General features: G+C 69.9%; 22 protein-coding genes. 10 read left to right on the top strand and 12 right to left on the bottom strand.

Annotated features, from left to right (window positions below):
- The first annotated feature begins 190 nt into the window (after nucleotides 1–190).
- The gene (locus AB0H54_RS17470; RefSeq protein ID WP_355271151.1) at nucleotides 191–829 is read left to right on the top strand and encodes an ammonium transporter; all 639 of its coding nucleotides are present in this window, start codon (nucleotides 191–193) and stop codon (nucleotides 827–829) included.
- A gap of 50 nt (nucleotides 830–879) precedes the next feature.
- A complete protein-coding gene (locus AB0H54_RS17465) occupies nucleotides 880–1527 on the top strand; it encodes an isochorismatase family cysteine hydrolase (RefSeq protein ID WP_357346392.1) in 648 nt (215 codons plus the stop codon).
- Between the two features lie 125 nt (nucleotides 1528–1652).
- On the opposite strand, the gene AB0H54_RS17460 is transcribed toward AB0H54_RS17465, so the two are convergent.
- From AB0H54_RS17460 to AB0H54_RS17440, 5 genes are all read right to left on the bottom strand, one after another.
- On the bottom strand, nucleotides 1653–1826 hold the full coding sequence (locus AB0H54_RS17460) for an antitoxin (RefSeq protein WP_355271148.1): 174 nt from the start codon (nucleotides 1824–1826) through the stop codon (nucleotides 1653–1655).
- Nucleotides 1827–1897: 71 nt separating this feature from the next.
- Nucleotides 1898–4165, bottom strand: coding sequence for an ATP-dependent DNA ligase (locus AB0H54_RS17455; protein ID WP_357346391.1), 2268 nt, complete (start codon nucleotides 4163–4165; stop codon nucleotides 1898–1900).
- A 51-nt stretch (nucleotides 4166–4216) separates the two neighbouring features.
- Nucleotides 4217–4462: an antitoxin gene (locus AB0H54_RS17450; protein ID WP_355271145.1), complete on the bottom strand. Its 246-nt coding sequence runs from the start codon at nucleotides 4460–4462 to the stop codon at nucleotides 4217–4219.
- Nucleotides 4463–4492: 30 nt separating this feature from the next.
- Nucleotides 4493–5626 carry an MBL fold metallo-hydrolase gene (locus AB0H54_RS17445; protein ID WP_357346390.1) on the bottom strand — a complete coding sequence of 378 codons (1134 nt, stop codon included), beginning with the start codon at nucleotides 5624–5626 and terminating at the stop codon, nucleotides 4493–4495.
- On the bottom strand, nucleotides 5626–6354 hold the full coding sequence (locus AB0H54_RS17440; RefSeq protein WP_357346389.1) for an enoyl-CoA hydratase: 729 nt from the start codon (nucleotides 6352–6354) through the stop codon (nucleotides 5626–5628). Before AB0H54_RS17440 ends, AB0H54_RS17445 begins: the two co-directional genes overlap by 1 nt.
- A 90-nt stretch (nucleotides 6355–6444) precedes the next feature.
- Between AB0H54_RS17440 and AB0H54_RS17435 the strand changes: the two genes are divergently transcribed.
- Nucleotides 6445–7563, top strand: a complete 1119-nt coding sequence (locus AB0H54_RS17435; protein ID WP_357346388.1) for an NAD(P)-binding domain-containing protein — start codon at nucleotides 6445–6447, stop codon at nucleotides 7561–7563.
- On the opposite strand, the gene AB0H54_RS17430 is transcribed toward AB0H54_RS17435, so the two are convergent.
- On the bottom strand, nucleotides 7560–8399 hold the full coding sequence (locus tag AB0H54_RS17430) for an aldo/keto reductase (RefSeq protein WP_357346387.1): 840 nt from the start codon (nucleotides 8397–8399) through the stop codon (nucleotides 7560–7562). The genes AB0H54_RS17435 and AB0H54_RS17430 overlap by 4 nt on opposite strands.
- Before the next feature lie 93 nt (nucleotides 8400–8492).
- Nucleotides 8493–10004, bottom strand: a complete 1512-nt coding sequence (locus AB0H54_RS17425; protein WP_357346613.1) for a carboxyl transferase domain-containing protein — start codon at nucleotides 10002–10004, stop codon at nucleotides 8493–8495.
- A gap of 57 nt (nucleotides 10005–10061) precedes the next feature.
- On the opposite strand from AB0H54_RS17425, the gene AB0H54_RS17420 reads away from it, so the two are divergent.
- The 4 genes from AB0H54_RS17420 (at nucleotide 10062) to AB0H54_RS17405 (ending at nucleotide 11461) form a co-directional block, all read left to right on the top strand.
- Nucleotides 10062–10304 (top strand): helix-turn-helix transcriptional regulator, encoded by a 243-nt coding sequence (locus tag AB0H54_RS17420; protein WP_357346612.1) that lies wholly within the window; start codon nucleotides 10062–10064, stop codon nucleotides 10302–10304.
- Nucleotides 10301–10666 (top strand): hypothetical protein, encoded by a 366-nt coding sequence (locus AB0H54_RS17415; protein WP_357346386.1) that lies wholly within the window; start codon nucleotides 10301–10303, stop codon nucleotides 10664–10666. Before AB0H54_RS17420 ends, AB0H54_RS17415 begins: the two co-directional genes overlap by 4 nt.
- A 2-nt stretch (nucleotides 10667–10668) precedes the next feature.
- Nucleotides 10669–10839 carry a hypothetical protein gene (locus AB0H54_RS17410; protein ID WP_357346385.1) on the top strand — a complete coding sequence of 57 codons (171 nt, stop codon included), beginning with the start codon at nucleotides 10669–10671 and terminating at the stop codon, nucleotides 10837–10839.
- Nucleotides 10840–10909: 70 nt separating this feature from the next.
- Nucleotides 10910–11461, top strand: a complete 552-nt coding sequence (locus AB0H54_RS17405) for a DUF6000 family protein (protein WP_357346384.1) — start codon at nucleotides 10910–10912, stop codon at nucleotides 11459–11461.
- Nucleotides 11462–11509: 48 nt separating this feature from the next.
- Here AB0H54_RS17405 and AB0H54_RS17400 read toward each other — a convergent pair whose 3' ends face one another.
- From AB0H54_RS17400 to AB0H54_RS17385, 4 genes are read right to left on the bottom strand one after another with little or no spacing between them, the layout of a single operon-like run.
- Nucleotides 11510–12112, bottom strand: coding sequence for an ATP/GTP-binding protein (locus tag AB0H54_RS17400; RefSeq protein WP_019044951.1), 603 nt, complete (start codon nucleotides 12110–12112; stop codon nucleotides 11510–11512).
- Entirely contained in the window at nucleotides 12093–12467 is a 375-nt protein-coding gene (locus AB0H54_RS17395) for a DUF742 domain-containing protein (protein ID WP_019044950.1), read from the bottom strand. Before AB0H54_RS17395 ends, AB0H54_RS17400 begins: the two co-directional genes overlap by 20 nt.
- A 7-nt stretch (nucleotides 12468–12474) precedes the next feature.
- Nucleotides 12475–12888: a roadblock/LC7 domain-containing protein gene (locus AB0H54_RS17390; protein ID WP_011207200.1), complete on the bottom strand. Its 414-nt coding sequence runs from the start codon at nucleotides 12886–12888 to the stop codon at nucleotides 12475–12477.
- Nucleotides 12885–16637: an ATP-binding protein gene (locus AB0H54_RS17385; RefSeq protein ID WP_357346383.1), complete on the bottom strand. Its 3753-nt coding sequence runs from the start codon at nucleotides 16635–16637 to the stop codon at nucleotides 12885–12887. Before AB0H54_RS17385 ends, AB0H54_RS17390 begins: the two co-directional genes overlap by 4 nt.
- 317 nt (nucleotides 16638–16954) lie before the next feature.
- On the opposite strand from AB0H54_RS17385, the gene AB0H54_RS17380 reads away from it, so the two are divergent.
- The 3 genes from AB0H54_RS17380 to AB0H54_RS17370 all read left to right on the top strand — a co-directional run bounded on the left by AB0H54_RS17380 (nucleotide 16955) and on the right by AB0H54_RS17370 (nucleotide 21122).
- On the top strand, nucleotides 16955–19012 hold the full coding sequence (locus tag AB0H54_RS17380; protein WP_357346382.1) for an AMP-binding protein: 2058 nt from the start codon (nucleotides 16955–16957) through the stop codon (nucleotides 19010–19012).
- A gap of 41 nt (nucleotides 19013–19053) precedes the next feature.
- Complete coding sequence (locus tag AB0H54_RS17375) at nucleotides 19054–19758, top strand: response regulator transcription factor (protein WP_357346381.1); 705 nt, start codon at nucleotides 19054–19056, stop codon at nucleotides 19756–19758.
- A gap of 107 nt (nucleotides 19759–19865) precedes the next feature.
- Entirely contained in the window at nucleotides 19866–21122 is a 1257-nt protein-coding gene (locus AB0H54_RS17370) for a HAMP domain-containing sensor histidine kinase (RefSeq protein WP_355271131.1), read from the top strand.
- A gap of 78 nt (nucleotides 21123–21200) precedes the next feature.
- Here AB0H54_RS17370 and AB0H54_RS17365 read toward each other — a convergent pair whose 3' ends face one another.
- Nucleotides 21201–21857 (bottom strand): hypothetical protein, encoded by a 657-nt coding sequence (locus AB0H54_RS17365; protein ID WP_357346380.1) that lies wholly within the window; start codon nucleotides 21855–21857, stop codon nucleotides 21201–21203.
- Nucleotides 21858–22118 lie beyond the last annotated feature (261 nt).

Below are 22118 nucleotides of genomic sequence, written 5' to 3'. Positions count from 1 at the left end.
GCGAATAACTATGAAAGATTTGATGTTTAAAACCCGAATTCACTGTTCAGCTACCCTCGGGCAGGCTATGGTTCATCTCGACATCGAGCTGGACCGCTTTACGCGCCGTCACTAGCTTTCTCGGGGGAGCCATGATCACGGCGCATTTCGTTTGGGCACGTCACCTGATGAACCAGATGGGAACGTTCACATGATCATCCGCAAGATCGCCGCCGCGGCCATTCCGGTCCTCGCGGTCGCGCTCGTCGGCACCGGTGTGGCAGGGGCGGATCCGGTAACACCGGACGTCGAGTACCGCACCGACCTGGTCGGCAACAAAGTCATCACCACCCTCACCCACGGCACCTTCGCCATCGACGGCGGCACCGTCCACGTCCGTGACGAAGCGGGCGCAACCTTGGTCTCGCTGCCGCTCTCGATCCGTGACGGCAGCCTGGAATACCCGCTGCCGCACACGGTTCGTGAGGACAGCCGCGTCCTCGAACTGACCGCGGTCAAGGACGTCGCGGCGGCCAGGCCCAACCTGACCCCGGTCGCCTCGCCCGCGGAAAACTATGCGGCACAGGCGAACTTCGCCTCCACCTTCGGCCTGGCCACCGCCATCGGCAGCTTCGTCGGCATGGCCGTCGGCGCGGTCATCGGCCTGGTGATCGGCGCGGCCGCGGGCGGCGTCGGCGCGATTCCCGGCTTCATCACCGGCGCCACCGTCGGCGGGATCATCGGCACCCTCGTCGTCGGCGGACCCACGCTGGCCGTCGCGGGCTTCGACCTGATCAACACGCTGCTGGCGCCGCCGGGCACCACGCAGTGGGCGCAGCAGACCAAATAGTCTGCGCAACAGCCCTATTGCCGGTCGCATCGACGCCTACACTGGCGTCGGTGCGACAAGGCAACGGACTCGACATTCCCGACACTCTCGGCGATCTGTGCGCGCCCGACCGGATGGCGCTGATCGTCTACGACATGCAGGTCGGCGTGCTCGGCCAGCTGCCCGACGGCCAGGAGGTCGTCGAACGGGTGGTGCGCGTGGTCGAGGCCGCCCGCAGTGCGGGCTATCCGGTGATCTTCCTGCGGCACTTCTTCCCGCCGCGCCGCCTCTCCGGCGTCTACGCGATGCGCCTGCTGATGGGCTGGCAGCACGCGGAATCCATCGATGACGTGCAGTTCATTCTCCAGCGCGATACCCCGGGCTTCGAACTGGTGCCCGAACTGGTACCCCGCGCGGACGAACTGGTCCTGGACAAGATGACCATGTCGGCCTTCGAGGGCACCCCGCTGGCCGCACTCCTGCGCGATCTGAAAATCGGCGCCTACGCCATCGCCGGCGTCGCGCTCGAGATCGGCATCGTGCCCACCGTCGCGCATTCCACCGACCTGGGCTTCGTCCCGGTGGTGATCGGCGACGCCTGCGGCGGCCGCGACGAAGAAGCCATGGCGAGGGCCTACGACGAGTTCGCCTTCCAGGGAAACGCGCTGGTCACCGACGTCGCGACGATCACCGACCTGATGAAGAACCCCACTGGCTAACCTGTGGCACACGGTTTTCGGCCATCTCGCGCCCGAGGGGCGATACGGAACGCCGACGGCGCGGTATCGCTTCTCGGACGCGAGGTGACGAGGCCGGAAGCCCTGCGGCACCGGCCGCCGAGACCTCAGTCCCGGATGGCCTTCTTGGCCGCGTCCTGGGCGGAATCGACCTGACCGGAGAACTTCCCGCCGGTCTTCTCGTCGACCACGTCACCGGCCTTCTCGATGACCCCGTCGACCTTGTCCGCATGCTGGGCGGCCAGATCCATCGCCTTGCCCGCCAGGTTCTTGAAATCCACCGTGCACTCCTCGCTGATTCGAACCGGTCCAACGCGATCACCCTAGCAACACCACAGCTTTCGCGGCAGGGTCAGCTCGGTGAACTCGTCACGCCGTCCCACACCGGATGCCACAGCCTGCCGGTGTCGGTCCAGGACTGGAAACGGACGGTACCGGTGAGTTCGGGGGTGACCCACTGCGCGTCGTGGCGCTCCTCGGCGGTCATCTCGTTGACGAACGGCGAGCTCGCGCGGTGCAGCCGCCGCAGTTCCGCCGCGATCCGCCGGGACTGCTCGACGCCGAAACCGGTACCGACGCGGCCGATGTAGACCAGCCCGTTGTCGTGTGGGATACCGAGCAGCAGCGATTTGAACTCGCGCTTGTCGCTGCGCCGCCACCCGCCGACGACGACCTCCCTGCTGCGCCAGTTGCGCTGCTTGAGCCAGGTCTGGGTGCGCTTGCCCGGCTGATACATCGAGTCGACCCGCTTGGCGACGACGCCTTCCTGCCCCTGCTCCCGGCTGACCGCCATGGCCTCGGCCCCCGACCCAGCCAGCAGCGGGGAGACGTTCATCGACGGCGCCAGCTTGCCCAGGGCCTCGAGCACCGCGCGCCGGTCGCTGTACTTCTTGCGCAGCAGCGAGGTGCCGTCGAGGTAGAGCACGTCGAAGGCGACGAACACCGCGAGCGCCGAATCCGCTTGCAGCGCCGAGATATCCGAGAGCCCGTTCGCGTCGAGGACCACGGCCTCGCCGTCGAGCACCACGCGGTGCCCGGCCAGCTCGCCGCCCAGCGCGGCCAGCCGGGGGTAACGGGCGGTCACGGTGTTGCCCGCGCGGCTGCGGACGGTGACGATGCCGTCGTCGATCTCGACGATCACCCGGAAGCCGTCCCACTTGGTCTCGAAGGCCCAGTCCCCCGCACTCAGCCCGGCCACCTCGCCCGCCGTGGCGAGCATCGGCGACAGGCCGCGCGGAAAGTCCCCGGTGCCGGTGTCCCCCACCGGTTCTCGTGGGCTCTGGTCGCGCATGAAGTGCATCAGCCACTGATCGCCGTTGGTGCGGATGAAGGCGTAGCGGCCGTGCAGACGGCCGCCGTCCAGTTCCACGATCACTTCGTCGTCGCGCCATTTCTCGGTGCGGTAGGTGCCCGTGTCCCAGATCGTCATCTCGCCCGCGCCGTACTCGCCCTTCGGGATGGTGCCGTGGAAGTCGAGATATTCGAGGGGATGGTCCTCGGTGCGCACGGCGAGCCGATTGTGTCTCGGTTCGGTCGGCGGGCCCTTGGGCACCGCCCACGACGCGAGCACGCCGTCGCGTTCGAGCCGGACGTCCCAGTGCAGCCGGCGCGCGTGGTGCTCCTGGACGACGAAGCGATCGCCGGGCCCCGGCTCCGGCGGCGCGGCGGGCACCGGTTCGGGCGTGCGGTCGGGATCGCGCATGCTGCGGTACTTGGTGAGCGCGTCGGGGCCGCTGGGCAGCGGCGGATCGAGGTCGGCCAGCAGGTCGCCGTCGCGCTGCCAGCGCACGAGAACCTCGTCGAAGCGCAACTGGCGCAGCGACTGCGCGTCCTCGATCTCGGCCCAGTCGCGCGGCGCCGCGGCATTGGGCTCGGCCCGGCCGCGCAGCGAGTACGGGGCGATGGTGGTCTTGGCCGCGTTGTTCTGGCTCCAGTCCAGGAAGACCTTGCCCGCGCGGGCCGACTTCGCCATCGTCGCGGTGACCAGATCCGGGTGCAGCTGTTCGAGATTGGCGGCGACCTGCTTGGCGACGGTGGACGCCCCGCGCGAACTCACCACCCGATCCAGCGGCACGTAGACGTGAATTCCCTTGCTGCCGCTGGTCACCGGGAACGCGCGCATCCCGATCTCGGCGACCAGGTCGCGCACGGCGAGCGCCACCCGCGCGCATTCGGCCAGGCCGGCACCGGGGCCGGGATCGAGGTCGAACACGATCCTGGTCGCCGGGCCGCGCTGGTCACCGTCGAAACGCCATTGCGGCACATGGACTTCCAGGGCCGCCTGCTGGCCGAGCCAGGCCAGTCCCGCTTCGGAGTCGATCAGCGGGTAGGTCACCGTGCGGCTGGAATGCTCGATCACCCGGCGCTGGATCCAGGCGGGTGCGTGCTCCGGCAGATTCTTCTCGAAGAAATCGGGGTGGTCCACCCCGTTGGGCCACCGCTTCCTCGTGACCGGCCGCCCCGCGAGATGGGGCAACATCGCCTCGGCGATCGCCGAATAGTAGGCGATCACCTCGCCTTTGGTCGTCCCGGTCGCCGGGTACAGCTCCTTGTCGAGGTTGCTGAGCTCAACCTCGATCGCCGGTTCCCCCGGCGGACCCCGGAACTCCCGGCGGACCATCGACGCGGTTCGGCCGCGGGGACCGACGGCCTGCGGCCCCCGCGCACCGAATCAGGCCTGCGGTCCCGGATCGGTCGGGGCGGCGCCGCCTGCGGTGCTCCCGGGGTCGGCCTGCGGCGGAACGACCTTCTTCGCCGCGTCCTTGCCCTTCTCGATCTTGTCGCTGTACTTGCCGCCGGTCTTGTCATCGATGAAGCTGCCGGCCTTGTCGACCGCTTCGTTGATCTTGTCGGCGTTCTGCGCAGCCGCTTCCTTGCCCTTACCGAGCAAGCCCTTCAAGGTATCCACGAGACTCATCTGCCGATGTTCCTTTCCCGTAAGAAGGTGTCACTCCACATCCTCCCACCACGAAACCCGCGGTGGGAGGTCATTCGGAACCACCCGCTGGCCCGGCTTGGGCACCACTGTGGAGGTACCCGCCGCGGCCGCCGCGGACACCAATCGATGCACCGGCTCGGACCATCCGTGGAAGGCGAGGTTGAAGGTGGCCCAGTGGATCGGGACCAGCAGCCCGTACCCGGGATCGCCCAGGCACAGGTCGGCGTGCGCGCGCACCGCCTCCTCGGGATTCATGTGCACGTCGGTCCAGCGCTCGTCGTAGGCGCCGATCGGCAGCAGCGTCAGGTCGAACGGGCCGAGGACGGCGCCCGCCTGGGCGAAGGCCTTGGTGTAGCCGGTGTCGCCGCCGAAATAGACCCGCTTGGTGGGTCCGGCCAGCGCCCACGACGCCCACAGCGTGGTGTTGCGGACCAGGCCGCGGCCGGAGAAGTGCCTGGCCTCGGCACAGGTGATGGTGAGACCGCGGTCGTTCTCGCCGCGGCCGAGCGAGACCGAGCCACCCCAGTCGAGCTCGATGATCCGGTACTCGGGCACACCCCAGTGGCGCAGGTGGGCGCCGATGCCGGTGGGCACGACGAACGGCGCGAGCTGTTCGCGGACCAGGGCGTCGACGGTGGCCTTGTCCAGGTGGTCGTAGTGATCGTGGGAGATGATCACCGCGTCGACGGCGGGCAGCTCCGTCAGTTCGCCGGGCACCGGGTGCAGCCGGGCCGGGCCGATCACCGGCGACGGCGAGACCCGCTCGCTCCACACCGGGTCGGCCAGCACGCGGTAGCCGTCGAGCTCGATCAGCGCGCTCGCGTGCCCGTACCAGGTCACCGCCAGGTCGGCGGCCTCGGCGGGCGGAGCGGGCGTCTCCAGTGGCACCGGACGCGACGGCCTGCCCACCCGGCCCTTGGTCAGCCCGGACCACAGCAGCGACGGTGCGGCGCCCGCGGCCATCATGCTGCTCGGTTCGGTGTTGTGGAACCGGCCGTCCCGATACGACGACTTGCCCAGTGCGGTCGGTTCGATGTCCGCGGGGCCCGCGCCGAGCGCGGTGGGCAGTCCCCACACCGCACGCGCTACCCAGGCGAGCCCGACCGTGCTCGCCACCGACCCCGCAACGCGTGCGAGCCGCATCAGCGGCCCACGAACTTCGCCGGGCGCTTCTCCTGCCGAGCCAATCGGCCCTCCTTCGCGTCGTTGCTTGACCAGGCGGCTTCCAGCGCGGCCCGCTGTTGGGCGCTGGCCGGATCGCGGGTGCCGTCGTCGTTGAGCATCAGTTTCATCGCCTGGAGCGACAGTGGCGCGAGCGCGGCGATGGACTTCGCCCAGTCCTGCGCGTCGGCGAGGGTGCCGAGCTTGTTGGCGAAGCCGAAGGTGTAGGCGTCGGCGGCCGAGACCGGGTCGGCCGCGAGCAGGATGGTGCGGGCCGGACCGCCGCCGATCAGCGAGACCAGCCGCGAGACCGTCCAGCGGTCGACCGAGATGCCCAGCTTGGCGGCGGGCACCGCGATGAACGCGTCCGGTTCGATCACCCGCAGGTCCGAGGCGATCGCCAGCTGCACGCCCGCGCCGAGCGCACCACCGTTGATCGCCGAGATCACCGGCACCGGGAGGGATTCGATGGTGTGCAGCATGTCGAGCAGGCCGCCGAGGAACGACTCGGAGTACACGCCCGACAGATCGGCACCCGCGCTGAAGATCGGGCCACGGCCGGTCAGCACGATCGCCCGCGCGCCGTGGGCCACCGCGTCGAGCATCGCGTCGCGCAGCAGACCGACCAGTTCCTCGCTGAGCGCGTTGCGCCGTTCCTCGCGCTGCATTTCGATGGTGATCACGTCACCATCGCGAGTCACGCCGAGCATGCGTCCTCCCCAGAAGTACCGACACCATCGTTGCCCTAACTCTGCCACAGGCGGCCGTCGGCGCCCGGTAAGGCGATAGCATCGGCGGCTGTGGCGACCGACTTCGACATCCTGGTGATCGGTGCGGGCCAGTCCGGACTCTCCGCCGGTTACCACCTGCGCCGCCTCGGGTTGGTCCCCGAACGCGACTTCCTCATCGTCGACCACGCCCCTGGCCCCGGCGGCGCCTGGCAGTTCCGGTGGCCCTCCCTCACGCTGACCACCGTCAACCGGGTGCACGATCTGCCGGGGATGTCCTTCGCCGAGACACTGCCGCCCGGCTCGGAGTCCGCGCCGGCGGCCAGCGCGGTGCCGCACTACTACGAGCTCTACGAGAAGCGCTTCGACCTGCGCGTTCACCGGCAGGTGACGGTGAACGTGGTGTGCGACCGGACCGCCGACGGCCAGTCCTGCGCCGGTCGCGGCGAGGTGCTGCACGTGGAGACCGAGGGCGCGGGGACACTGCGCACCCGTGGATTGATCAACGGCACCGGCACCTGGGAACACCCGTTCATCCCGGTCTACCCCGGCGCGGACAGCTTCGCCGGACGACAGCTGCACACCCGCGACTACCGCACCGCCGCCGAGTTCGCGGGCAAACACGTGGTCATCGTCGGGGGCGGCATCTCGGCGGTGCAATTGCTCGACGAGATCTCCCAGGTGACGTCCACCACATGGGTCACCCGCAGCGAGCCGGTGTTCCGCTCGCTGCCGTTCCGCGAGGACGACGGGCGCGCGGCCGTCGCGATCGTCGAGGACCGGGTGCGCCGCGGATTGCCGCCCGGATCGGTGGTCTCGGTGACCGGCCTGCCGCTCGACGAGCGCCTGCGCGCCGCACGCGACCGCGGCGTCCTCGTCCGGCAGCCGATGTTCGAGCGGATCGAACCGACCGGGGTGCGCTGGGCCGACGGACGGTTCCAGGCGGCCGACGTCATCCTGTGGGCGACCGGCTTCCGCAGCGCGCTCGACCACCTGGCGCCGCTGCGGCTGCGCGGGCCCGGCGGCGGCATCACGATGACCGGCAGGCTGGCCACCCAGGTGGCGGTCGACCCGCGCGTGCACCTGATCGGCTACGGACCGTCGGCCAGCACCATCGGCGCCAACCGGGCGGGCCGGGCCGCGGCCGCCGAACTGACCGGCTACCTGGGGATCAGCGCGGTCCGGCGCTAGACCGTGCTCGGATCGGGGCCGATCCGGGTGCCGGTATCCAGGCGGTTGATCGCCTCCATCGCCTGCGCGTCCAGTTCGAAGGAGAACACGTCGAAGTTCTCGGCGATCCGCGAGGGCGTGACCGATTTCGGGATGACGATCACGCCGAGCTGCAAATGCCAGCGGATGACGACCTGCGCCGGGGTGCGATCGAGTTCCTTGGCGATGGACACCACGGTCGGGTCGTTCAGCAGCGCGCCCTGCCCCAGCGGGCTCCACGCCTCGGTGGCGATGGCGTGGTTGGCGTCGTACTGGCGCAGTTCACGCTGCGCGAGGGTGGGATGCAGTTCGATCTGATTGACCGCCGGGGTCTCGCCGGTCTCGGCGATCACGGTCTCCAGGTCGATCACCCGGAAGTTGGAGACGCCGATCGAGCGGATCCGGCCCTGCGCCTTGAGCGCCTGGAAGGCGCGGAAGGTGTCGACGTAGCGACCGGCCGATGGCACCGGCCAGTGGATCAGGTACAGGTCGAGATAGTCCAGGCCCAGCCGCTGCATGCTGGCGTCGAACGCGCGCAGCGTGCTGTCGTAGCCCTGCTCGGCGTTCCAGAGCTTGGTGGTCACGTAGATCTCGTCGCGGGGAATGCCCGAGGCGCGGATGGCGCGGCCGACGCCCTCCTCGTTGCCGTAGATCGCGGCCGTGTCGATGCTGCGGTAGCCGACTTCCAATGCCTCGGCCACCACCGGGGTGACGTCGTCCTCCGGCACCTGGAACACACCGAAGCCGAGCTGCGGAATGACGTTCCCGTCATTGAGCACGATGGTGGGAACAGGGCTGTTAGCGCTACGGAAGGTCACCCATCCGACGGTAGAAGTGCTTCGCCGTACCGTCAACGACGCGCCCTCGCGTGTTTCCCCCGGTTCCGGACCGGGTAGGAAGCGGGGCGCCGGTCAGTGACCGGCCCCGGGAAGGCCGATTCGCCGGTAGCGCGCCTGCCGCAGGACGCGCAGTTCCGCCGTCGGCGTGGCGCGCAGGGCGGCCAGCTCCTCGGTGACCGCGAGCACCATGCGGCGGGCGAAGGCGACGGGTTCGTCGGCGGCGTCAGGGTGTTCGTCGACGATGCGGTCGACGACACCGTCGGCGTGCAGATCGATCGCCCGGATGCCTTGGGCCGCGGCGAGTTCCGCCGCGTGCGCGGTGTCACGGAAGACGATGGCGCTCGCGCCCTCCGGCGGCAGCGGGGCCAGCCACCCGTGGCCGGCGGCCAGCACGCGGTCGGCCGGGAGCAGGGCCAGCGCGCCGCCGCCGGTGCCCTGGCCGAGCAGGATCGAGACGGTCGGGGTGTCGAGGGTGACGAGATCGGCCAGGCAGCGGGCGATTTCGGGAGCGAGGCCGCGTTCTTCGGCCTCCTTCGACAGCGCCGCGCCGACGGTGTCGATCACCAGCACGAGCGGCAGGCGCAGCTCACGGGCCAGCGCCATCGCCCGGCGGGCCTCGCGCAGGGCGGCCGGGCCCATCGTGTGCTCGCCCTGCTGGCCGGAGCGGTCGTGGCCGAAGACGACACAGGGCTGTCCACCGAAGCGGGCCAGTGCCAGCACCACGGTGCGATCGGACTCGCCCTGGCCGGTGCCGCTGAGCGGAACCCGTTGGGTCACATGGCGGAGCAGGTCGCGGAGGCCGGGGCGGCCAGGGCGGCGGGTGCTCAGCACCGAGTCCCAGGCGGTCGACGCGGAATCGGCGGCGGCGGCCGGACTGCGCACCGGCGCGGCCCATCCCGGTTCGGCCGCCATCGGAAGCACGACGCCGCTCGCGACGCTGAGAGCCCGGTGGGCGATCCGGCGGAACACCTCGACGGTCACCACGCCGTCGATCACGCCGTTGCGGTACAGGTTCTCCGCCGTCTGCACGCCGGGCGGAAAGGGCTTGCCGTACAACGCTTCGTACACGCGCGGCCCGAGGAAGCCGATCAGCGCGCCGGGCGCGGCGAAGGTGATGTGGCCCAGCGATCCCCACGACGCGAACACCCCGCCCATCGTGGGATCGCGCAGGTACACGAGGTAGGGATGCCCCGCCGCCTTGTGCACCGCGACCGCCCCCGCGATCTTCACCATCTGCACGAAAGCGACTGTGCCCTCCTGCATCCTGGTCCCGCCCGAGGTCGGCGACGCGATCAGCGGCAATCCCAGCTCGGTCGCCCGCTCCACCGCCGACACGATCCGCTCGGCCGCCGCCACCCCCACCGACCCGGCCAAGAACGCGAACTCACAGGCGATCACGGCCACCCGCCGCCCGCGCAACAACCCCTCCCCCGTCACCACCGACTCATCGGTACCCGCCCGCCGCTCCGCCGCAACGAGCTCCTGCCGATACTTCGGCGAGACCGCGGGCTCGACCGGCGGCCGATCCCAGCTCAGAAACGAATCGGTATCGAGCAACTGCCCGATCAGGTCGAACGCCGACATACGCACGCGCCGAGCCTAGCGGGATCCGCCCTCGGCGAGACGAGAGAAACCCTCCCGATCTTCCATCGCATCGCGGTTCTCCGCGCCGAACACCGGATGAGCCGGGCGGCCCTGGCCGACGCCGTGAACGTCAATGTCCAGACCATCGGCGCGCTCGAACGCGGCGACCACTACCCCAGCCTCGACCTGGCCCTGCGCATCTGCGATGTGTTCGAGCTGCCGGTCGAAGCGGTGTTCTCCCGCACCGAGTTCGGCCCGCTCTCGGCCGAGCTGTATCCACGGAAGAAAGGCACGTCATGACCGGCGCCCTCGGACTGATCGACCGCTACCAGAACTATCGGGTCCGCCGCTGGCTCGTCCAGGAACAGCGGACCGTGGGCATGCTGACGGGCTGGCGTTCACAGCGGCGCAGGCGGCTGCTCGTGCCTGCCGTCGGGATCGCCCTGCCCGGTATCGCGGCCGCCGGCGTACTGAGGGCGCTGGATCTGCGCGCCGCCCCGCTCGTGGCGCTCGTCGCGCTGCTGCTGTTCCTGCCCAGCTGGACGATGCTACGCATCGCCTCCAGCGGCCAGGATCACGCACCGACCCGGTGCTCGACGAACTGGAGATCGCCGACCGCAACAAGGCCCGGTCCGCGGGCCTGGCCCTCACCCAATCCCTGACCATGCCACCCCTGGCCTACCTGATCTTCAGCAGCGCCATCGCACCGGAGGCCACGGCCTACCGCACCGCTTACGCGGGCGGCCTCATGATGCTGGCCGCCCTCCTCGCCGGCGGCTGCGCCCCCGCCATGATCCTCGCCTGGACCCGCCCCAACCCCGACCCGGAACCCTGACGGTCAGCAATCATCGCTTGCCACAATGGCAGCCATGAGCTTCCGCCCTCCGACGGACCCAGCGGATCGGATGTTGGTGCAGCGGTGGGTGATCGCCGACAGCACCGGCTCCGGCCGGTACACGCGACTCATCGGCCTGAACCCGTTGCGAGACAGGCCCGATCGCGATCAGTTCCACAAGGGGCTGGCGCGGGACGCGCGACGGATCAGCGACGCCGAATTGCGTCAGCTCCTCGAATTCGACTGGCGGCCACGGCTCACCGCGGCATGGCTCATCGGGCTCGATCGCCGCACCGGATTCCGGGACGAGCTGGCTGAGCTCCTGTATGCCGACGAAGTCGTGCACGCGGGCTGGGGTTACTGCTTCGCGTTCGCGCGCTTCGGTGCGGCCGTCGACGCCGAGGTGCTCGTCGAGTACCTCGATCGAGGCCTTCGGGTCGGGCGGTGTCCGAGCCGGACACCGGCGGTGCACGCGCTGCTCACGCTCGATCGCCGCCTGGGTACGGGGTACGCGGCGCGGTTTGTCGAGGGTTTCGGTTGTGCGCGACTACCGAATGCTGCCGAGCAGCTGATCGATCCGCTGTGCGGGCTGGCGGAGCGGATCGGGGCTGCGGGGGGCTGAGGGGCGAAGCGGGGCTGCTGCCTTCATCGCGGCAGCCCCGGGTTCGGCTCAGTAGCCCTGCATGACCTTGCGCAGGGCGTACTCGGTCAAGGAGACCAGGGCCTGCTTGGCGGGTTCCCGGCGGCGGGCGTCGATCGACATGATCGGCACGTCGGCGGGGACGGCCAGGGCCTGGCGGATGTCCTCGAGCGGGTACTTCGGTGCGTCGTCGAACTCGTTGAGCGCCACCAGGAACGGTAGACCGCGAGCCTCGAAGTAATCGACAGCGGCGAAGCTGTCTTCCAGCCTGCGGGTGTCGACCAGCACCACGGCGCCGATGGCGCCGCGGATGAGGTCGTCCCACATGAACCAGAACCGGTACTGGCCGGGCGTGCCGAACAGATACAGGACCAGGTCGTCGGCGAGGCTGATCCGGCCGAAGTCCATCGCCACCGTGGTGGTCGACTTCATCGGAATGCCGGTCAGGTTGTCGATTCCGGTACTGGCATTGGTGACCAGCGCCTCGGTGCGCAGCGGAACGATCTCCGACACCGCACCGACCAACGTGGTCTTACCGACACCGAAGCCACCGGCGACAACGATCTTCGCCGAAGTCGGCTTGCTCGTGCGGGTGTCGACCTGCGCCGTCGAATCAAATACGCCGGAGTCCACTGAGAACCCTTTCGATCAGCTCGCGACGTTCATCGTCGCTGGAATCGTCTTTCAAAGTCGCCGAGACCCGGACATGACCGGCCTCGATGAGGTCGGCCACGAGTACCCGCGCTACACCGATCGGGATACCCAATTGGGCAGCTATCTCGGCAACGGACGGCGATTGCCTGCACAACTCCACGATGGACGTTTCGAGGTTGTTCAGTTCGAACTGCCGCTCCATGGCGACCGGATGCGATGCAACGAGTGCCTCCAGCGCCAACTCGACCGCCGGCCTGGTGCGGCCGGCAGTCAAGGAGTACGGGCGGACGAGGCTGGGCTCGGCGCTCCCCATGCGGTGATCGTCTATGTCCATCCCACCATCAGGAACCCATCGTGACGCGTGGCGTGGCCTGGACGGTCTGACCCACACGCTCGACCAACAAGGCCATTTCGTATCCCACCTGACCGATGTCACACGAGGTGTTGGTCAGGACTGCGAGATACGAGCCGTCGCCGACTGCCATGAGCAGTAGGTAACCGTGCTCCATCTCGACGACGGACTGCAGTACCGTACCGCCTTCGAACAGATTGGACACGCCGACGGAAAGGCTTGCCAGTCCAGCGGTGACGGCGGAGAGCTGCTCCGCGCGGTCGACCGGGAGCTGGGCACTCGCGGCCATCAGCAGGCCGTCAGCCGAGACCAGGACGGCATGGGCTACGCCAGGAACCTCGTTGGCGAAGTTCGAAACCAGCCAATCCAGCTGACGGTTCGTACCACCTAGATCGGGGTTCATCGGTCTCCTTTATCTCCGGTTAGGTTCATTGCCTTCATTGCGCGGCCATCCCGGACGCCCTGCTGGTGACGACTCAAGCTGGACCTGATCGTTTCGGGATCACGTTGCGGGGTGGTGTCGGCCTTACCGGTCACACCGCCAGGCACGAGCCTGCCGCCCGGGTTGCGCTGAGGCAAGCCCGCAGCGGTACGGACCTCGGGCTGAGCCTCGCTGGCCCGTCGAGCGGCCTGCCATCCTTCGTCACCCGGTGATTCGAAGGCAGCGGCCATCTGGGACCGGTCGGAATTCTCATCCGTGAGCCACGCCGACATCATCTCCGCGAAGATCGGCGTTCCGCCCATGACGGAATCACCTTCCGGTGCCGGCTGCAACCTGGTCTGGAAGAACGACGCAGCCTTGGCCGGATTCGACCGGAAACTGTGCCGACCCGGATCGCGCCCTGCCGACGCAGCGTTCTCCGGCCCCGCAGGATCCCGATCCCGTTGCGGCAGAGCCACTCCGGGCCCGGCGTTCGCCTGCGGTACCACAGTAGCGCCGGGATCGCGCTGCGGCAGCCCAATCGGCGCAGCCGGACGCTGCGGCAGGCCGTTGGGCGCCTCCCGCTGCGGCAGACCGGCCGCGGGAGCCCGCTGCGGGAGCCCGTTCTCGCCGGAATCGCGCTGCGGCGCAGGGGTACCCGGCGCGCCACGCTGCGGCAGGCCGTTGGCCGGACGCGGCTGCTGACCGGCCGGATCACGCTGCGGCAGACCACCCGGCTGGGCGCCGCGCTGCGGCAGGCCGTTGGCCGGGTCGCGCTGCGGGAGACCACCGGTCTGCTCACGCTGGGGCAGGCCGTTGGACGGATCACGCTGGGGCAGGCCGCCGGTCTGCTCACGCTGCGGGAGACCGTTGGACGGATCACGCTGCGGGAGACCACCGGTCTGCTCACGCTGGGGCAGGCCGTTGGACGGATCACGCTGCGGGAGACCACCGGTCTGCTCGCGGCCCGGCAGGCGCGGAGCCGGGTCACGCTGCGGCAGCCCGCCGGTCTGGTCCCGCTGCGGCAGCCCGTTGGACGGGGAGCGCTGCGGCAGCCCGGTCGCCGGATCACGCGACACCGGACCGGAATCACGCTGCGGCGCACCGTTGCCCGCGGGGTCACGCTGCGGCAGACCACCGGTCTGCTCACGCTGCGGGAGACCGTTGGACGGATCGCGCTGGGGTAGGCCACCGGTCTGGTCCCGCTGGGGCAGGCCGTTGGCGGGACGCTGCGGCAGCCCGGCCGACGGGTCGCGCGGCGGCGCGCCGTTGGCGCCCGGCGAGCGCTGCGGCAGACCACCGGCGGTGGTGTCGCGCTTGGGCGGCGCGGTGTCGCGCGGCGGCTGTGCCTGATCGCGCGCCGGAGCGCCGTTGGCACCCGGCGAGCGCTGCGGCAGACCACCGGCCAGCGACTGCGGCGCACCGGCGGGCGTGGCGTCGCCCGGCTGACCCGGCGCGGACGGCGCGCCCTGCGGACGCTGCGGTCCACCGGGTCCACCCGGTCCACCGGCGGCGAGGTTGCGCTTGGGCAGGTTGGCCGCGGCCAGCTTGCCGCGCTGCGGCACATTGCCCTGACCGGGCGCGGGCGGACGCAGGGTCGGCGAGGACTGCTCGGCGGCGTCCTGCTGGAGCCCCTGTGCCATCGAGTTACCCGGCTGCCGCTGCGGCAGCCCACCCTGACCGGCCGGGATCGGCCCGCTGCTGACACCGGGATCGACGGTGACCATCACGTTGCCGCCCGGAGTCCGGGTGATCGCGCGGGTCTGCATCGTGCTCGGCTGGTTCTGCGGGGCCGGGCGCTGCTGCTGCGGCGCCTGCTGCGGTGCCTGCTGCGGCGGGATCACCGGGCCACCGGCACCGGAGACGATCAGGCCGACCGGCACGTGCACGGTGACGGTGACGCCCGGATCGCGCGCGGTGTCGAAGGTCGGCCGCAGGCGCACGGTCAGCCCGTGCCGCTCCGCGAGCCTGCCGACCACGAACAGACCCATGTGGCGGGCGGTGTCGGGACCGGGCTCGGCGGTCTGCTCGAGCCTGCGGTTGATCTCCGACATCTCCTGGGGCGGCATACCGATACCGCGGTCGGCCACCTCGATCAGCAGACCCTGGTCGTGGGCCTGGGCGAAGGTGAACTTGACGTCGGTCTCCGGCGGGGAGGCCCGCAGCGCGTTGTCGAGCAGCTCGGCGAACAGGTGCGCCATATCGGAGGCGGCCGGTTCGACCAGCGAGCCACGCGGAGTGGCGCCGAGCTTGACCCGCTCGTAGTCCTCGACCTCGGAGATCGCGGCACGCAGCACGTCGGCGATCTCGACCGGGGCCGACTTGGTCCGGCGCTGCTTGGTGCCGGCGAGGATGAGCAGGTTGTCACCGTTACGGCGCATGCGCGCCGCGAGGTGGTCGAGCCGGAAGAGGTTCTCGAGCAGGCGCGGGTCCTTCTCGTCGTACTCCATCGCCTCGATGAGGGTGAGCTGATGGTCGACGAGCGACTTGGAGCGCCGGGCCAGGGTCTCGAACATGTCGTTGACCTGCGAACGCATCTGCGCCTGATCACTCGCCAAGCGCAGCGCCTGACCGTGGATGTCGTCGACGGCGCGCGCCAGCTGGCCGATCTCCTCGTCCGAGCGCACCGGCATCGGCTCGAGCGGCACGTCCTCGGGCGCGGCACCGTTACGGAGCTGGGCGACCTCGTGCGGCAGATCGGATTCGGCGACGCGCAGCGCGGCCAGGCGCAGGCGGTGCAGCGGCACGATCATCGAGCGCGCGACGAACACGGCGAGCAGAAGCGCGGCGAGGATCGTCGCGATGACGACGCCGGTGTAGGTCCACGCGCCGGTCGCCGCGGCGGCGGCCAGCTCGTCCATCGAGGACTCGATCGCCTTGGTGGCCTCGTTGACCACGCCCTCGTAGCCGACGAGGCTGGTGTACAGCGAGGTACGCAGGTCACCGACGGGCAGCTTGCCCGCCTGCACTTCGGGCCCGCTGATCAGGTTCTTGCGGGTGTCGGCCTGTGCCTTCAGGTCGGCGACGACCCGGTCACCGGCCGGGAAGCGGTTGGCGAGCACTTCGAGCAGGTGATTCTCGGTGCTGACGCCGGTGAGGAAGTTCTGCGCTCCCGTCGGCATACCGCGCAGCATCTCCGAGAGACCGGCGAGTTCGTCGACGAGCAGCGAACGGGTGTTGAGCGAGTCGACCAGGCGCAGCTTCGCCGTGTCCATGACCGGGTCGCTCACCTGCGCGACGGTCGTCTCGACGATGTCGACGCTTTCCTTACGCATCTGCTCGACCGAGGCGAGCGCGGGCTCGGCCGAGGTCGTCATCGCCTTGCCCTGCCCGCGCACCGTCTTGGCCTGCGCGATCATCCGCTCGAGCGCGGCGTGCGCCTTCGGCAGATCGGTCAACCGGCCGATCGAGCCCTCGGCCGCCGCGATGGCGGCGTCGAGTTCGGTGAGGTCCTTGTCGGTGACCATCGTGACCCCGGGGCCCGCGGGCACCAACTGGCTACCCGCCACCTTCGCGGTGCTCGCACTCAGCGAAGTGACCGACGGAATCGTGTCGATCTGCTCATTGATGCTCGACAGTCGGTTGGCCTCCGAGAACTCCGAGGTAATTCTCGACACGCCGAGCCCGACCGCGACCGCGAGCGGCACGGCCAGTACGGCCGTAACCTTCCAACGCAGGTCCCAGTTGCCGAGCGCCCAGCGCTTGCTGCCGGACCTAGCGGCGTCACGCATCTCCCACTCACTTTCCAAACTGGCCTCTACCAAGCGCCATCAGCGAACCTCCACAGGCGCAATGGTGGCTCGCCAGGCTAGCTGGCCGAGAACTGCGGCTGGCCGAGAAATTGCGTCTACGACTGCCCGAATAAGTGACATCAGATTCTAACGGATCAATAACTTCTTGGCTGACTCCCGGTAGAGGTCCGCGCGATGACCTGCCCGTTCCAGGCAAAACCAAAGGTCGCGGCACCCCCTCGGGTGTCGCGTGAAGTCTGCCACAATCATCAGGATCTATCGAGCGGGCATCGAAGCGAGGCTAGGGAGTCACGGGCTTGGACGTGGAACACGAGTACCGACCGGTCTATCAGACCAGTCTGGTCGACCCAGCCGACTTCTGGTCCGCCGCAGCTCAGGCCATCGAGTGGGAGGTGGCTCCGCAGCAGATCGTCGACGCCGCCGACAAGCGCGCGGCCCGCTGGTTCCCCGACGCCCGGCTCAATACCTGCGTCAACGCCCTGGACCGGCACGTCAGGGCGGGCACCGTCGCCGAGGGTGGGCACGCCGATCAGGCCGCCCTCATATATGTCTCCGCTATGACGGACACCACCACCGTCTACACCTACGCGGAACTGCTCGACGAGGTCGCCCGATTCGCCGGAGCCATGCGTGATCTCGGCGTCGTCGCCGGTGACCGGGTCGTGATCTACCTGCCGATGATCCCCGAGGCCGTGATCGCGATGCTGGCCTGCGCCCGCATCGGCGCGGTGCACTCGGTGGTGTTCGGCGGCTTCGCCGCGCCCGAGCTGGCCGCCCGCATCGACGACGCCGAACCGGTCCTGGTGGTCACCGCCTCGGGCGGGCTCGAGCCCAACCGCCGCATCGAATACCCGCCGATCGTGCTGCAGGCCCTCGACCTGGCGCAGACGGCGTCGGTGCGCACGGTGATCGTCAAGCAGCGCCCCGAGTTCCCGACCATCGAGTTCCCGGCCGCGCAGCCGGCCACCGACGTGCTGCCGTCCTCGGAGCAGACCGTCGCGGCCCGCTGGGTCGACTGGGCCGCCACCGTCGCCGACGTGACCCCGGCCGAGCCGGTCTCGGTCGCCGCGACCGATCCGCTCTACATCCTCTACACCTCGGGAACCACCGGCAAACCCAAGGGCGTGGTCCGCGACAACGGCGGGCACGCGGTCGCGCTGGCCTGGTCGATGCGCAATATCTACGACGTCGGCCCAGGTCAGGTGTTCTGGGCGGCCTCCGATGTGGGCTGGGTCGTCGGCCACTCCTACATCGTCTACGCGCCGCTGCTTGTCGGCGCGACGACCGTGCTCTACGAGGGCAAACCGGTCGGCACCCCCGACGCGGGCGTCTTCTGGCGGATCATCGACGAGCACAACGTGCGGGTGCTGTTCACCGCGCCGACGGCGTTGCGCGCGATCCGGCGGGCCGACCCCGAGGCCACCGCCGCCCGTCGCCACGACCTGTCCAGGCTGCGGGCGCTGTTCTGCGCGGGCGAGCGACTGGACCCGGCCACCTTCGAATGGGCCTCCGACACCCTGCTCGCCGAGCACCCCGACACCCCGGTGGTCGATCACTGGTGGCAGACCGAGACCGGCTGGCCGATCTGCGCCGACCCGCTCGGCCTGCAGGAACTCCCGGTCAAGCCCGGTTCCTCGTGCGTGCCGGTGCCCGGTTACCGGCTGCGGGTGCTCGACGCGAACGGCAATCCGGTACCGACCGGCGTCGAGGGCAACATCGTCATCGGGCTGCCACTGCCGCCCGGCGCGCTGACCGGCCTGTGGCGCGACCGCGAGCGGTTCATCCGCTCGTACCTGTCGGCCTTCCCCGGCCACTACCTGACCGGCGACTCCGGCTACTTCGACGAGGACGGCTACCTCTACGTCCTTGGCCGCAGCGACGACGTGATCAACATGGCCGGGCACCGGCTCTCGGCGGGCAGCATCGAGGCCGCCATCGCCGGGCACGACGCGATCGCCGAATGCGCCGTGATCGGCGTCCCCGACGAGCTCAAGGGCCACCTGCCGCTGGCGTACGTGGTGCTCAAGCAGGGTGTCGAGGTCGATCCGGAGCAGCTGCGGACCGAGCTCGCCGAGCGGGTGCGCGAGCAGATCGGCGCCATCGCCACCCTGCACAGCGCGATCATCGTCTCGGGCCTGCCCAAGACCCGTTCCGGCAAGATCCTGCGCAAGACGATCCGCCAGCTCACCGCCGGTGAACACGTGGAGACCCCGGCCACCATCGAGGACCCGGCCGTGCTCACCGCGCTGGCCGACCGCATCCTGGCCAACCCCCCGCTGGGCAATCCGCCCCCGGCCGCGCAGGACACCCCGACCCCCGACCTCGACGGCGACCCGGTGGCCCCCACGGCCTGACCATCGGGCCCGGTGGCGGCCACCGCCCCTAGGATTGCGGCGTGACCGATCGTGCTGCCTCCACTGTCCTGGTCGTCGACGACGACGAGGACGTCCTCGCCTCGGTCGAACGTGGCCTGCGGCTGTCCGGGTTCCAGGTGCTGGTCGCGCGCGACGGCGCGGCCGCCCTGCGCGCCGTGTCCGAGCACGCGCCCGACGCGGTGGTCCTCGACATGAACATGCCGGTGCTCGACGGCGCGGGCGTGGTGACGGCCCTGCGGGCGATGGGCAACGACGTGCCGGTCTGCGTGCTCAGCGCCCGCGCCTCGGTCGACGACCGGATCGCGGGCCTGGAGTCCGGCGCCGACGACTACCTGGTGAAACCGTTCGAGCTGGCCGAGCTGGTGGCCCGGATCCGGGCCCTGCTGCGCCGCCGCACCGACACCCCGGAGCCGGTCGCGCCCGGCGCGATCACCGTCGGCCCGCTGCAGCTCGACGTGGCGGGATACCGCGCGCTGCTGCACGGCAAGGAAATCGAGCTCACCAAACGGGAATTCGAATTGTTGTCCACCCTGGCCAGGAATGCGGGTGTGGTGTTGACGCGCGAACGGCTGCTGGAATTGGTGTGGGGTTACGATTTCATAGCCGATACGAATGTCGTCGACGTGTTCGTCGGATACTTGCGACGCAAACTCGAAATAGATGACACGCCAAGGATTTTGCACACGATTCGCGGCGTAGGGTTCGTGCTCCGGGAACCGAAATGATCGAGGCCCCGCCGAAACGCCGTCGGAGACAATCGTTTTCGCTGCGAACCAGGGTCGCGGGAGCGGCCGCGGCGGGTGCCGTCGTCATCGTCTCGATCGCCGCTTTCGTGGGTTTCCAAGCGATCGAACGCAACAATGTGACCCAGACCGATCAGCAGCTCGAGATCGCCTCGCGGATCGTGCTGATCGAGCCGGTGCTGGCCACCGGCTTCGTCAACCTGACCGGGCTGCAGACCACCATGGCGCTCACCGTGCGCGACAACGGCCAGGTGACCGCGTCCAGCTCCACCCAGCTGCCCGATCTGCCGCCGGGCTCGCAGACCGTCGAGGTCAACGACCAGCCCTATCGGGTACTCACCACCACCGAGAACCAGCCCGCCGGTCGCACCGTCTCGCTGGCCATCCCGACCACCGAGGCCGCCAAGGCCACCGCCGATCAGCAGCGCTGGGTGCTCGCCGGCGCCGCGATCGCGGTGGCGGCGGCCGCGGCACTGGGCTGGCTGCTGGCCGGGCGCGCGGTCGGGCCGATCGTGAAGCTGACCAAGCAGGTCTCGGCGCGCAGTTCGTTCGGCGACCCGGACCACGCCGCCCAGCCGGTCGACGGGTCAGGGGTCGACGAGGCGGTGAAGCTGGCCGACGCGGTGAACACCATGCTGGCCCGCGTCGACGAGGCGCAGGCCGAGACCGCCGCCGCGCTGGAGACCGCGCGCGACTTCGCCGCCGTCTCCGCGCACGAACTGCGCACCCCGCTCACCGCGATCCGCACCGACCTCGAGGTCCTGCGCACCCTCGACCTCACCGACGAGCAGCGCCGCGAGATCCTCGACGACCTCGCCCGCAACGAGACCAGGATCGAGACCACCCTCACCGCCCTGGAACGCCTGGCCCGCGGCGACCTCACCGCCGAGGCCGACCACATTCCCACCGACGTGGCCGACCTGTGCGACCAGGCCGCCCACGACGCCATGCGGCACAACCCCGGCCTCTCGGTCCGGATCGATACCGACGCCGAACTCGTCACCCGCGGCCTGCCCGCCGGGCTGCGCCTCGCCATCGACAACGCGCTGACCAACTCGGTCAAGCACGGTGGGGCAACGCACGCCGTCGTCTCGGCGCATCGCGCGCCCGGCGAGCGCATCGTCATCGCCGTCGACGACAACGGCACCGGCGTGCCACCCGCCGAGCGCGACGCCGTCTTCGCCCGGTTCGCCCGCGGCACCAATGCCAGCAAGGGCGGTTCCGGCCTCGGCCTTGCCCTGGTGGCCCAGCAGGCCCAGTTGCACGGCGGGCGCGCCTATTTCGAGGACAGTCCGCTCGGCGGCGCTCGCCTGGTCGTCGAGCTGCCGATCCGCGACGCGCCCTAGACGCGCGAAAGCCCCGCCGCCGCGCCGATGCGCGAGGACGGGGCTATCGCGGAGCTATCGATCAGCCGCCCACGGAGATCAGGGCAGCACCTGCGGCACCGACTCCGGGATCACCAGGCCGATGACGGCGCCGATCACGGCACCGGTCAGCGCGGTGGAGATCACCGACGGGATGGCGCAGAAGACGTAGCCGATGATGAACGCGGCCAGCGCGGGCACGCACATGATCGCCGCGGCCAGCGCGCCGATGGTGGCACCGGCGGCCGCACCGTTCTGGACGGGGTCGTGGTTGCCTGCCTCGGGGTTGGTGGCGATGTCCTTCAGCTCGGTGCTGGTGTCGGCGGACAGCTGCGGCGCCATCTGCACGGTCTTGCCGTCGGCGGAGACCACGGAGGCGATCGCGATGGCGTTGCCGTCGACGGTGTTCAGCTTCAGCGGGACCTCGCCGACGGTGACACCGGCGGCCGAGACCACGGTGACGGCGTCGGGGGTGATCACGAAGCGGCCGTTGTCGACGCTCGCGGAGATGGTGCGCAGGTCCGGCGAGACGGTGGTGCGGAAGTCGACGCCATCGGCGGCACCGGCGCTGGCCAGGCCGGTGGCGATCTGCGCCTGACGCTCGGTGTCGACGTCAGCGGCCGCGACACCCGCGGTGACCAGCGACGTGGCGACGGCCAGCGGCAGCGCGGCGACGAAGGCGCGCCGGCTCGCGCGGGTGATGGTGCGGTGGAACATGTTCGATGTCTCCCTCCCGATGCCCCCGGCGAATCCCCGAACCCCCCGGACGAATCGATGAAATCTCGATCTCGATTGACTCGAGATTTGTATCGGACCCAGCGAAACAATGGAAGACAGTGTGACGTACGACATATTCCGGTGCGGTTTGGAGTCCCGATGAGCGGGAATCGCCCGCGCGGGAGGCGGTTCCGGCACACGGTCGGCTATCACCGCCGCCGCTGTCCTCACCGAACTCTCAGACATCTCCCACGACCCGGC

It is taken from the genome of Nocardia sp. NPDC050718 (assembly GCF_040654235.1).
In the GTDB taxonomy this organism is placed as follows: Bacteria; Actinomycetota; Actinomycetes; order Mycobacteriales; family Mycobacteriaceae; genus Nocardia.
Note: the sequence above shows the minus strand (reverse complement) of the source record. Positions and strands in the feature narration are given on the sequence as shown.